Origin of the sequence: Bacillus sp. CH30_1T, assembly GCF_008364765.1 — a bacterium.
Classification (GTDB): Bacteria; Bacillota; Bacilli; order Bacillales; family Bacillaceae_B; genus Rossellomorea.
This window is the reverse complement of sequence record NZ_VTUY01000004.1, coordinates 301,517-313,677: the sequence shown is the minus strand read 5'-3', so window position 1 is coordinate 313,677 and position 12,161 is coordinate 301,517. Positions and strand designations below refer to the sequence as shown.

Sequence of the window (12,161 nt, the reverse complement as noted above, 5' to 3'; positions counted from 1 at the left end):
AACTCACGCTTTGAAAATTGATTCTCGCTGTAGGTGCTCGACTCCTGCGGGAATAGCGGGAAAGTTGAGACCCCGCAGGGCAAGCCCGAGGAGGCTCAACTCACGCCCCGCGGAAAGCGAGCACCTGGAGCGGAAATCAACCACCACTCTCCTTTAAAAGCAACAAAGTTTACGCAAACAGCCTTTATAAATTTATCACGTTTTTTCGATTGATCTTTTGTATACTATCTAAACCTTTTTGAAGATCGATAATTAATTCATCCACGTTTTCAAGTCCTACTGATAACCGTAATAAACCATCTGTAATACCTCTTCTTTCCCGTTCTGCTTTTGGCATAGAAGCATGTGACATCCTTGATGGATAGGATAGAATTGATTCGACAGCTCCTAAACTGACGGCGAATACGGGAATGTTTACATTTTGTATGAGTTGCTTCACTTCCTCTGCCCCTTTTAACCGGAAGGAAAGAACCGCTCCAGGACCCTCTGCTTGTCGAACTTGAATTTCACGACCGGGATGATAGCTCAATCCTGGGTAATACACTTCTTCTACTTCCTTTCTCTTTTCTAAGAAGGTCGCAATCTTATACGCTGATTCTGATGATTCCTTCAATCGTACATGCAGTGTTTTCAGTCCTCTTAAAAGCAGCCAGCAATCCTGAACACCGAGGACAGAACCAAACGAATTCTGCAAGAAAGCAAGTTGCCTGGCAATCTCATCATTTCCCGTTACGGCAAGACCTGCCAAGACATCACTATGTCCGGCAAGAAACTTTGTGGCACTGTGTAGAACAACATCCACACCTAGACTGATCGGTCTTTGCAGCAGGGGAGTCATGAATGTATTATCAAGAAACGTTAGACATCCATTTGCCTTGGCAAGCTTTACGACTCCTTCAATATCGGTGATATTCAGAAGCGGATTGGATGGTGTCTCCATATAAATCACTTTCGTATTATGCTTGATTGAACAAGCCACTTCATGTAGATCCTTCATGTTCACAAATGAATATTCAATTCCAAACTTAGTGAGGACCTCGGTGATCATTCTGTATGTCCCACCGTATACTTCTTCTGAAACGAGAACATGATCTCCACTCGACAATAATAAGAAGCTTGTTGAGATTGCCGCCATTCCAGATGAAAAGGCAAAGCCCCTTACCCCGTCTTCTAATTCAGCAATCGTTTCTTCTACTGTTTCCCTCGTCGGATTCCCTGAACGGCTGTAGTCATATGTGCCATACTGATCAAAATCCTGTTGATGAAAGGTTGTAGCATGATGAATCGGCGTAGAGACCGCTCCTGTTTCTTTATCAACTCCGTGAGAATGAATGAGTGACGTCTGAAGTGAAAATGGTTTTTTACTCATACGTAAGCACCTCTTTTTCCAATTGTTGAAAAACATTCTCCAGGTCTTCAATCAGGTCATCAATAAATTCAATTCCTACAGAAAACCGCAGGAGTCTGTTGCAGATACCCAACTTATTTCGTTTTTCTTCAGGAATATCTGCATGCGTTTGAGTAGCGGGATAGGTGATAAAACTTTCGACCCCTCCTAAACTTTCAGCAAACGTAATAATTTTTAAGTATTGGAGAAAGGGAGCAACCCATTCTTCCTTTGCTATACGAAAGGAAAGCATGCCGCCTTTTCCCGGATATAAAACATCTGTTACACATTCATGCGCATCAAGATACTCCGCTAATTCTCTTGCATTTTTTTCGTGCTGAGCCATTCTGAGACTTAGGGTTTTCATCCCTCTTAATAAGAGCCAACAATCAAAAGGGGCGAGAACCGCACCGATTGAATTTTGAATGGTGTAGATCTTTTCCGCCAACTCCTCTGTGTTTACGATCACAACACCTGCCAGCACGTCATTATGTCCCCCTAAGTATTTCGTAGCGCTGTGAATAACAATGTCTGCTCCTTCAGTAAGTGGCTTCTGCAGAATAGGTGTGTAGAAGGTATTATCTACAATTAAAAGCAATCCGTTACGCTTAGCGAGTCCAGCAACCTCAGAAATACTTGCTTCATTCATTATTGGATTGGTTGGCGTTTCAAGAAAAATGGCCTTTGTTCTCTTAGAAATTTGTTCTTCTATGGAGCCGGCATCACTGGTATCGACGAAATGAAATTTGATGCTATATTGTGCTTCATATTGCACGAATAAACGGTAGCTCCCGCCGTATAGGTCTTTCGAAACAATCAATTCATCCCCGCTGGAAAATAAGCTAAGGATTGCCTGAATCGCTGCCATCCCCGAGCTGAAGGCAAACCCTCTGTGCCCTTCCTCCAATTGAGTGAGAGTGTCTTCTAAGGTGGCACGGGTTGGATTTCCTGTTCTTGTGTAATCATAGCCTGTCGATTGCCCAATCCCCTTATGTTCATAGGCAGTCGATAAATGGATGGGCAGGCTGACAGCACCCGTTGCAGGATCTTTCCGATTTCCTGCCTGGACAAGCATTGTATCAATATGTTTTTTCAACATTCTTCTCTCCTTTTCTATCTTGAATACGAAAAGGGAAAAAACAAAAAACCTTCTTAATGAAAATAAGAAGGTTTTATACGTTCGTTCTCCCTCTTATCGTCCAAGTTGACATCAACTTGCTGGAATTAGCACCATACCTATAACTTTGGCTGGTTGCTGAGGTGTCTTCGGGCCAGTCCCTCTACCTCTCTTGATAAGAAACTATATGATTTTGTGAAAAATAACTTTCCCATAACTTATAACAAAGAAGAAGAAATGTCAATGAGAATTATGAATTATCTGAAAAACAAAATGACTATTGCGCTTTACTACCTTGTTCTATTTCAATGATAAATTCCTATTTTCCTTTTAATCTCTTTCATGAATGGAATTGTTTTTTCCCGTGCTTCATTTGCTCCATTTTGTAAGATTGCATCCAGCAAATGGGGACTCGCCATCAGTTCTTCATATTTCGATCTTGGTTCTTCGATAAAAGAATTCATTACTTGGAATAGCTCTTTTTTCGCTTCTCCCCACCCTATTCCTTCTTGAAATCTCCTTCTCATTTCTTCAACTTGATCGGAGGTTGCAAATTCATTATATAGCGTAAAAATGATGGAGGAGTCAGGATCCTTAGGCTCTTCAGGGGGTGTAGAATCTGTTTTGATTTTATTGATTAATTTTTGAAGCTTTTTTGGTTCTTCAAATAATGGAATGGTGTTGTTATAGCTTTTACTCATCTTACGTCCGTCGAGTCCCGGGAGTACGGCCGTTTCTTCTTGAATGACATATTCAGGGATGACAAATAGTTCTCCATATTGTTTGTTAAAGCTTTCAGCTATGTCACGGGCGATTTCAACATGTTGTATCTGATCTTTTCCAACAGGGACCATCTCGGTTTGAAAGAGTAAAATATCAGCTGCCATTAAAATTGGATAAGTGAATAATCCCATGTTGACTCCAGCATCTACATCTTTGCCGCTTTTTTCATTTTCTTCGACCAATGATTTATATGCATGGGCCCTGTTCATTAATCCTTTAGGTGCAAAACAAGACAGGATCCAGCTCAATTCAAAGATTTCAGGTACATCGGATTGACGGTAAAAGACCGCTCTCTCATGATCCAAGCCTAATGCTAACCAAGCTGCTGCTACTCCATAAGATAATTGTTTCATTTCATTATGATCATTTATTTTCGTTAAACCATGATAATCCGCTACAAAATAAGCTGTGTTGTAGGATTGGTTCTCTGCCAATTGTAATGCCGGTTTGATTGCACCAATATAATTCCCCAAATGAATACGGCCTGTTGGTTTAATACCAGTCAGAACTTGTTTTTTCATAACAATTCCCTCCGCTGAAAAATAATAAATATAAACACAAAAAGGGCTTCCCATCCTCTAAAAAAGGACGGGAAACCCGTGGTGCCACCTTTATTCGCTTACACTTTAGTAAACGCACTCATCTGTACAGAAGTCGCCTTCGATACATCGTCTCTTTTATCGGTGAGACCTTCCGCCATAACCTACTTAATTTCAGCCTGGATGCTCAAAAGCCCATTCAACGATTTCACCATACTGATTCTCACCAGCCATCAGCTCTCTGAAATGTTTCGTTCGTCTACTCTTCTTCCTCATCGCATTTAACTATTTAATATGTTTCCATTATTTTAATGTATCGGGAAATAATGGTCAAGTGGGTGTAAACACATTTTAAATTTCTTTGGATGAAAGGGGAAGGAAAAGCTTTACGCCTCTCTTATTGAAAGGAAGAAATTTCATATCCGCGATCAGGTGACTGGCATATCCAATTACACATGCTTCAAATACCCCATCAATCATTAAAGATGACTCTAGATAATGAGCAATCATGCCATAATACACAATTCCAAGTACAGAGTGAGTATAACTTCGATGTGAAACGAATGAGGCAATGAAAATATAAATACCTAACAACCATAACCATGTTTCATTCAACTGCCAACCGCATGCTGTCACACCGATGCCCGTAATCATCAGCATTCTTCTCTGGGTAATGAAACTTGCGAGAATCATCATTCCTGCACCATATCCAATACCAAGCCATCGTTCTTTTCCGATTCCTTCCAGATAGCTGTATACCATCATTAGAAACCCAATGATTGGTGCCACTGCTCTGATCATTTTAGGTGAAATAGTAACCTTGTTACTAAGCTTTCCGTCAATATCCATATCAGGCATGAGTCCGGATATTCCGCCTATTGCCACAAGTGCGGCCGTTATGTCAGGACCAGATCCAAATGAGTTGGCCACAATAAATCCTGTTGCTGCTCCAATTGCCATATGTGCTGTGCCGTTCAAGTGTGTCCTCCTACTCTCTTTTCACATTATGTATGTACTAGATTACTATAATAGCCTTTATTATCCACATTGACTATGGGAAGGACGAATTAATTTCTAAAGATGAGCCGATATGCGCTCAATAATTTCAAGAAGGTAGGACCTTTCATGTGGAACAAAGTGATGGTAACTCACCCTTTGCTTAATGAAGTCCTTTTCCCCTGTACCAGTAACAAGAAATCCTTCTACGTCGATTTCCTCTTTCGTTTGTTGAAGGAGCGCTTTAAAGTCTTGTATACTTGAATGGAAAATACCGGACACTTCTTCTAACTGAAGTTGAAACTCGTCATATGCAACCGGCTTGGAATAAAGGAATACGTGAGTCAGTTCCCGATCGATCATACCCCGTTGAATTAACTGACCTTTTACAATTCCTAATGATCGCAGTTCATTTATCGTGATAGGAAGTCCAAGCTCTTCATGAACTTCTCTCACACCGTCTTCAATATTCTCCTGTGACAAGATATGTCCAGCGGCCGTAACATCAAGTAAGCGGGGGAAATCCTTTTTCTTATCACTTCTCAGTTGGAAATAAATATTGGTCTCTCCACTACTTTCATTAATATGCGCAAGCCAGCAATGAAAGGTTTCATGCCAATATCCCTTTTTATGCACCTCGGAACGACTGGCTATTCCAATTCTATTACCGTATTCATCAAATACGGCTAGTTGTTCATCCTCCACCCGGATCCCTCCTTTATTTCATTTCCTCCAGATATTCTTTAACCTCCAAGAGATCTTCAACCACAATATCCGCTTCACTTAATTCTTTTTCCTGAGAAAAATCAAAAGCACAACCTATCGAAAGAAAGTGATTTGCCTCTGCTCCTTTAAAGTCAGACAATCTATCTGCAATCACAATCCCATGTGTCAGATTATGATCTTCCTTGATTTTTCGAATCAACTCCCCTTTGTCATCTGAATGTATTTCCTGAATGCTGTAGCAGTCCAAGATCCATTGATCCAAACGAAAGTACTCCACGATCGTCTTTAAATACTGAGGATATCCATTGCTTGCCACAAAGATCGGAAACCCTCTCCCTGATAAATAAGTTAATAGTTCCACCGTATGTGGATAGAGGGCTCCATTTCCTTTCTGAATATTATCAATCAGTTTTTCATGAAATACATCATTCACTTTACCATGTACATGTAAGGGATGATGAGGTAAAAGTGATTTCCACACAACAGAGAGAGGGACACCCATTATTTCTCTGTATACAACAAGAGGTGTATCAGCTTTCCACATTCCTTCATCTCTTAGTCGTTGAAAGGTATCATGAAGTGAAGCTTCAAGAATACGATCCGTTTGAAATAACGTTCCATCCATGTCAAAAATTATTGCAGCTTTCATCTATATTCTCCTTTATTGCCTTTCGTACATTTATGTTCGACATTTATGCTTAAGTCACAATCTTACTTACATGAAACAAACCTTCTCTTATCATATCAAATTCACGGCCGAAAGAAAGCAGATACGTTTATTACAAAGACGAACAACTCCTTACTGATTATAGCTGTCCATTTAGTAAGCACCAATTCTTTTATTAACAAAAAACACACGAGAACGCTTCTCTCGTGTGATTATTCCTTAAATCAGTTTATAGAGGTTGCTTTCTAAGATGCATTTGGAAGATAAAAGAGGACCGTCAACATCATACCGATAACAGAAAAGATCACGATACTAACTGCTACAGACTTGTGAGACTTTGATACATGTTTCTTCTTTAACACGTTAAAAAACTTAAAAGCCAATAACGAAAGAATAAACAAAGATACAAACAAGAGCTCGCTCATGGACAATCCCTTTCTTCAGTAAGGTGTATTCTTTATAGGATATGAAATCACTTTACCATATTTTCTTATTCAATAAAAATTATTGATTCTTAGAAATAATAATACACCCATTCAGGCGTTTTACGGAGCGCTTTTTGCCAGGCAGGGAGTTCATTAAAAGCCTTAATGGTCAATTTTTCACTATCATTAATGTCATTTAGTATGAGTGATTCTAGTTCGGCAGCAACTCTTACATCGATAATGATGCAGTTGCTTTCATCATTTAAGTAGAAGCTCCGTGAATCCCAATTGGCTGTACCTATATCTGCCCATTGATGATCAATGACAAGCACTTTACCGTGGAAAAATCCTTTTTCATATAAATAAAAGTCCACTCCGCTCTCTATCAAGGTTTTCTCTATTCTGTAACTAGGCGGCTTTGTGAACCAAGCATCTGTATCGTTCGGAATAAGGATCTTCACTTTTACCCCACGCTTCACTGCTTTCTTTAAAGCTGAAATAAGTTTCCCATTTGGTAAAAAATATGGCGTTGTAATTGTGACACTCTCTTCCGAACTGTTAATCCAGTTTACTGTCTTATCTACAATACTGTCTCCTGTTGAGAACAAGAATTGAACGCTGCTCCCCTCATTTTCATTTGAAGGAAGAGAAAGGTGTACGCTTCCATACTTTCTGCCCCATCCTCGATCCAGTCCCTTTTAAACTGCTGGGCCACCTCAATTCCTGCCTCACCCTCCAACCGTATCTGATAGTCCCTCCAGTACCCAAGTTTAGGGTCTTTCCCTAAATATTCATGACCCATATTTAAGCCACCAATATAGGCAATTCTTTGATCAATGGAAATGAGCCTGCGGTGGTTCCGATGATGAAGGGAATAAAAGAAGTTCTTTGGGGATAGAGGCCTGCTTTTGACAATCTTCATCCCTCCTTCTTCCATCCTCTTTATACTTTCCTTCTTAATATCTGAACCAAGGAAGTCAACAGACAATCGAACATCTACCCCTTCCTTAGCCTTATCAATCAGCAAATCAAAAAACTCGTTGGAAATCTGATCGTCCCTGATAATGAAAAAATGAATCCAAACCAGCTCATTTGCTATTTTAATATCCTCAAACAATTTTTCATATAAATCCTTCCCCGAATTGTAGACATTGATTGCAGCTTTATGAGAGAGGGTTTCCGTAATGGGGTGAGTTCTCGAATAGTTTTTTACACCTTGTTTCACGTCCCAGTGCATGATGAAGAACAAAATCGAGATACAAGGAGCCGTGATCACGATTGCTTTAAATCCTATTTTCAGCAAGAGAACTCACCTCCTTTATATGTGTTAGCATTTGTTTAAGGAGAAGGACTATACATTTCCATCCAAAATATATCTAAGTTCCAGGCATCTTTTGTTCCTTCATAGTATTTACCGAAAAAAAGAGCATTAACATAACGTTAATACTCTCAATTTATCTTCTTATTGATTCTCAATAGATTATAGATTAAGCGTGCGAACACAAAAAGGAGTCCACCAATAAATGAACCAAATGTATTCATTATCCAATCATCAATATCGGTTGCTCTTCCTAATGGAAGATAGTATTGAGCAAACTCAATTCCAAAGGAGAAAAGTGCTCCGATAAATGTAACCATCAGAATAATCTGCTTCGACCGCCTCATCCACCAAGCAATAAAAAAGGTTAATGGAATGAACAATAATATATTGGCCATCAAGTTTCGAATGGGCACATCTAAATGATTCCGGTAAATTAAATTCAACTTCAAATTAGAAAATGGATCAAAATTCACGGATCCCTCTGAAACATTTCCACCTGTCAAAGGGGTCAAGGTGATTAAACAGATCGCTCCAATCGTTATACACGTAAACAGAACAGGCAGTAAATTCATCCATCTGCCCTTACCCTTTCTTTTCTTCCAAAAGGAGACCGCAAAGATAAGGGAAATCGTCACAACCATAATAATTGGAAGAACCCATCCAAATGCGCTCCATAATTCTTTCATGATTCTTTTTCCTACTTTCCTCTAATCTACAACGATGTTTTAGTTTATTTACGATGATATTTGTTTGAAAGAGAAGCATTATGACAATTGGCGAATCGTCACCTCAGCAGTCTCTTTATCGATTCCATTCCAGGAGGTGTGGATTTCAAAAGTCCCTGTCTCGAAAAACAAAGGGAATTTTCGTTTAAAAAAATGCTGCATCGGTAAATCTAAGGCTTCTGACTTTGAGACCCAAACCAATTCACCTTCAGGAGGGTTTTCGAGGAGCTCACCTGTGGTTTCATAGGCAAGGTAATTATACACGATATATCGAAATCCCTTTTCTGGTACAACGTATTCATCTAACCCTTTATACCTTAATTTTTCTACCTGTAAACCTGTCTCTTCTCTTACCTCTCGGATTGCACCTGCTGCAGGACTTTCGGGGAAGTCAATTTTACCTCCCGGTGCAATGTAACCAGGATATTCTTTCTTCGCCGGCCTATTTAATAACAGCACTTTGTCCCCACGCTGTATCATTACTAACGAATACATCACTGTTTCTACCTTCATTCATTCTTCATCCCTTTATACTATTTCCAATCCATTTACGAATCCCCTGGGTCCTTAAAGTCAGACCATCCTTATCCAGCTTTTCTAAAAAGGGGATCAAGTATTTTCTGGATAATCCTAGAGCGGCTTTGGCATCTGCTATATCGAATAAATCGCCGGTTTTTTCTTTTAATTCTTCAACAGCTTTCATAAAAACTTGATAGGAATAGGATTTTTTATCATCCAATGGCACGATTTTCTTTTCCTGGATAAAAAAGTGATAAAAATCAGTCTGCCATTTTAGAGGAATACCTACTTGATGAAAATACTCTTCCTTGTCTTTTACTTGTGTACCATCAGCCTCTAATAAGGTAATGAGCTGATTGCATCGTTTCTCCCATTCAGGTGGTAAATGAGGAATGAATTCCTCTAAGCAAAGAAAACCACTGTTTCGCTTCCAATGTTTTTGCTCAATCGCATAGTCCACTAAAGCTCCTGTGTACCTTTTTAAAGATTGCTTCAACTCACCAATATTGATCCCTTGTAATAAAGGAAACTCCTCATGGAATCCTCGAAGAATCTGGTCGATCGATTTCACGCATTCATCCACTATTTTCATATGCGTAACCTTTGATTGTGAAAATACAATCCATTCATCATCAACCTGCAGCATATCATGCAGGTCTTTATGAGTTATGGATGCTTCTCTAACGATGAAATCTTCATCCACACATTTGTATTGTTCAACCAGCCTTAGAACTCTTTCCTGAGGTGTACCGTGCCGTTCAGACTGAAGAAAGGCCATCGTTTCCTTTCCGAACTTGTATTTCCCACCATTCGGCTGAATAATCCAGCCTCCCCCGATAGTTTCAATTGGAGAGGGTCTTCTTAATATAAAACGATCTCCTCTTTTGGCAACAATCGATTCATTAAGCCGGATTTGACATAGAATAGGGTCGGTTTCCGAAATGACTTTATTTCGATCGAAAAAAACGAGCCTCCCCATCACTTCGGAAGTTCCTACATGAACCACAACTGGCATTCTTTGTTTTATAGGATGGTTTACTGTATGTAATACTTCGAGACACACATCAATCGTGTTGGTCACGGTAAAATGTGTGGATGTGACGAGTACATTTCCTCTTCTCAATTCTTTGTAATCCACTCCAGAAAGATTTATCGCTGCACGCTGACCAGCATAAGCACTACTCTCTTTCATATGATGGGCTTGAATTTGTTTCGCTTTCGTATGTATTCCTTGAGGTAATATGGTTATTCCCTCTCCAGTTTCCAAGGTTCCTTCAAAAACAGTCCCTCTTACGACTGCTCCCTGACCCTTTACAGTAAAAACTTGATCAATCGGCAGACGAAAATCTCCTCTGATACTTCTTGAAGTCATGCTCTTTAATACATTAACGACTTTCTGTTTTAGCTCTTGGACACCCTCTCCTGATATACTATCTGCCATCAAGACATGGGCACCTTCAAACACTGTTCCCTTCAACTCATCTATCACTTCTTCAAGAGCCATATCCCTTAGTTCTTCCTCAACTTTCGATATTTTCGTCAGCACAACAATGCCTTTAGTGATTCCTAGTAACGCCAGTATATCAAGGTGTTCCTTCGTTTGCGGCATCACACCTTCGTCTGCGGCTACCACTAACACAACGAGATCGATGCCGGCCACACCTGCGATCATCTGGCGAATAAACCGCTCATGACCAGGCACATCTACTACAGAAATTTCCATATCTTCATCTTGATATAATGGGGCAAACCCGGGTTCAATCGAGATGTTGCGCTCCTTTTCCTCCTTTAATCGATCAGTATCGACAGAAGTCAGTGCCTTTGTGAGAGTGGTTTTTCCATGATCAATATGTCCGGCCATTCCAATCGTATAATATTGTTTCCCCATCCTCTCACCTTCTTTCTATCGTTTCTTTTTGAACCGGAAAAATAGGACGCCGCCCATTATGGCAAAACAAATGGTGAATAAGATCCCCTTCCATACATCTCCATCTGAAAAGGATTTCAATACCCATATCAATATAAATAGCGTTATGGCTATATCAAACATCATCATACCTTTTGAGTTTCGAATGTTACTTCACCTGCTACCCTTTAATTTAGTTGCGTTTCTTTTACTTTATCACAATCCTGCTTCACCATTCCATTAGGTCTAAACTTTGAAATACAAAATACACAACATAACGGCTCTTATTCCATCATTATATACCTTAAAACCCTGATTTTGGAATTGGAATTCAATAGAAAAAAGAGAATCACCATTCATGCTGTGATTCTCCTTCGAAAAAGTCTATTCAGATCCCTCATCAATCAATGTTTTCATATCTCCGACAATTTCATCGTATGGGACGTCACTATTGCCACTATACGTTTTGACAACTGTACCTTTTTGATTCACCAAGTAGAAGCTGGTACTATGAATCATCTGATCGGAATTAGGATCGTCGGCTACAATCGAGCGGAAGGAATGTTCCGCAAGGTCCTTTACCTCGTCAAATTCATAGCCTGTAAGTAGTTCCCATTTACTTGTATCTGCTTCAAAGTTTGAAATATATTCTTTTAATGCGTCCGGTGTATCATTTTCAGGATCCACGCTAAAGGAAACGATTTTGTAGTCCTCTACCCCTTCTTCTTTCAGCTGTTCTTGAAGCTTCGTTAAATTAAATGTCATTGGTGGACAAACTGTTTCACAATTCGTGAATATGAAATCTGCGATCCAGACTTGTCCTTTCAAATCATTCAAACCGACTTCTTGATTATTTTGATTAGTATAAGAAAACTCTTTCACTTCATAATCTGTTTCTGCTTGAAAGTTACTATTACTGCAACCTGCAAGGAGAATACCGATGAGGGTCATCACCACAATGAATGGTTTAGTTTTTGACATCTTTATCTCCTCCGACTTTATCTATATCTCCCATTCTATGTTAGTAAAAAGGGGATTAAAAAACAATCA

Annotated in this window: 13 protein-coding genes, 1 riboswitch and 1 other annotated feature; all 13 genes read right to left on the bottom strand. The window is 39.5% G+C overall.

The window, feature by feature from the left end:
• Positions 1-184: 184 nt before the first annotated feature.
• The 13 genes from metC to F0342_RS09105 all read right to left on the bottom strand — a co-directional run bounded on the left by metC (position 185) and on the right by F0342_RS09105 (position 12,092).
• Positions 185-1,369: a cystathionine beta-lyase gene (gene metC, locus F0342_RS09160; protein ID WP_149155651.1), complete on the bottom strand. Its 1,185-nt coding sequence runs from the start codon at positions 1,367-1,369 to the stop codon at positions 185-187.
• A complete protein-coding gene (locus F0342_RS09155; RefSeq protein WP_149155650.1) occupies positions 1,362-2,486 on the bottom strand; it encodes a methionine biosynthesis PLP-dependent protein in 1,125 nt (374 codons plus the stop codon). The genes metC and F0342_RS09155 overlap by 8 nt, the downstream gene beginning before the upstream one ends.
• 90 nt (positions 2,487-2,576) lie before the next feature.
• Positions 2,577-2,686: riboswitch (SAM riboswitch) on the bottom strand.
• Between the two features lie 123 nt (positions 2,687-2,809).
• A complete protein-coding gene (locus F0342_RS09150) occupies positions 2,810-3,808 on the bottom strand; it encodes a tryptophan--tRNA ligase (RefSeq protein WP_149155649.1) in 999 nt (332 codons plus the stop codon).
• A 60-nt stretch (positions 3,809-3,868) separates the two neighbouring features.
• Positions 3,869-4,111: a binding site (T-box leader), on the bottom strand.
• A gap of 66 nt (positions 4,112-4,177) precedes the next feature.
• Entirely contained in the window at positions 4,178-4,804 is a 627-nt protein-coding gene (locus F0342_RS09145; protein ID WP_149155648.1) for a metal-dependent hydrolase, read from the bottom strand.
• A gap of 96 nt (positions 4,805-4,900) precedes the next feature.
• A complete protein-coding gene (locus F0342_RS09140; RefSeq protein ID WP_149155647.1) occupies positions 4,901-5,527 on the bottom strand; it encodes an NUDIX hydrolase in 627 nt (208 codons plus the stop codon).
• 13 nt (positions 5,528-5,540) lie between these two features.
• Positions 5,541-6,197 (bottom strand): HAD hydrolase-like protein, encoded by a 657-nt coding sequence (locus F0342_RS09135; protein WP_149155646.1) that lies wholly within the window; start codon positions 6,195-6,197, stop codon positions 5,541-5,543.
• A gap of 263 nt (positions 6,198-6,460) precedes the next feature.
• Positions 6,461-6,628, bottom strand: coding sequence for a hypothetical protein (locus tag F0342_RS24775; RefSeq protein ID WP_188048460.1), 168 nt, complete (start codon positions 6,626-6,628; stop codon positions 6,461-6,463).
• 101 nt (positions 6,629-6,729) lie between these two features.
• Positions 6,730-7,248, bottom strand: a complete 519-nt coding sequence (locus tag F0342_RS09130) for a phospholipase D-like domain-containing protein (RefSeq protein ID WP_188048459.1) — start codon at positions 7,246-7,248, stop codon at positions 6,730-6,732.
• The gene (locus F0342_RS09125) at positions 7,221-7,943 is read right to left on the bottom strand and encodes a phospholipase D-like domain-containing protein (RefSeq protein WP_149155644.1); all 723 of its coding nucleotides are present in this window, start codon (positions 7,941-7,943) and stop codon (positions 7,221-7,223) included. Before F0342_RS09125 ends, F0342_RS09130 begins: the two co-directional genes overlap by 28 nt.
• Before the next feature lie 146 nt (positions 7,944-8,089).
• Positions 8,090-8,647 (bottom strand): VanZ family protein, encoded by a 558-nt coding sequence (locus F0342_RS09120; RefSeq protein ID WP_149155643.1) that lies wholly within the window; start codon positions 8,645-8,647, stop codon positions 8,090-8,092.
• A gap of 78 nt (positions 8,648-8,725) precedes the next feature.
• On the bottom strand, positions 8,726-9,199 hold the full coding sequence (locus F0342_RS09115; RefSeq protein WP_149155642.1) for an NUDIX domain-containing protein: 474 nt from the start codon (positions 9,197-9,199) through the stop codon (positions 8,726-8,728).
• A 7-nt stretch (positions 9,200-9,206) separates the two neighbouring features.
• A complete protein-coding gene (gene selB / locus F0342_RS09110; RefSeq protein ID WP_149155641.1) occupies positions 9,207-11,093 on the bottom strand; it encodes a selenocysteine-specific translation elongation factor in 1,887 nt (628 codons plus the stop codon).
• Between the two features lie 402 nt (positions 11,094-11,495).
• Positions 11,496-12,092: an SCO family protein gene (locus F0342_RS09105; protein WP_149155640.1), complete on the bottom strand. Its 597-nt coding sequence runs from the start codon at positions 12,090-12,092 to the stop codon at positions 11,496-11,498.
• Between the last annotated feature and the right edge of the window lie 69 nt (positions 12,093-12,161).

What these genes read in the sequence shown, in the direction of transcription:
- metC (WP_149155651.1), bottom strand. Translation starts at nt 1,369, where the DNA reads ATGAGTAAAAAACCATTTTCACTTCAGACGTCACTCATTCATTCTCAC.
- F0342_RS09155 (WP_149155650.1), bottom strand. Translation starts at nt 2,486, where the DNA reads ATGTTGAAAAAACATATTGATACAATGCTTGTCCAGGCAGGAAATCGG.
- F0342_RS09150 (WP_149155649.1), bottom strand. Translation starts at nt 3,808, where the DNA reads ATGAAAAAACAAGTTCTGACTGGTATTAAACCAACAGGCCGTATTCAT.
- F0342_RS09135 (WP_149155646.1), bottom strand. Translation starts at nt 6,197, where the DNA reads ATGAAAGCTGCAATAATTTTTGACATGGATGGAACGTTATTTCAAACG.
- F0342_RS09120 (WP_149155643.1), bottom strand. Translation starts at nt 8,647, where the DNA reads ATGAAAGAATTATGGAGCGCATTTGGATGGGTTCTTCCAATTATTATG.
- F0342_RS09115 (WP_149155642.1), bottom strand. Translation starts at nt 9,199, where the DNA reads ATGAAGGTAGAAACAGTGATGTATTCGTTAGTAATGATACAGCGTGGG.
- selB (WP_149155641.1), bottom strand. Translation starts at nt 11,093, where the DNA reads ATGGGGAAACAATATTATACGATTGGAATGGCCGGACATATTGATCAT.
- F0342_RS09105 (WP_149155640.1), bottom strand. Translation starts at nt 12,092, where the DNA reads ATGTCAAAAACTAAACCATTCATTGTGGTGATGACCCTCATCGGTATT.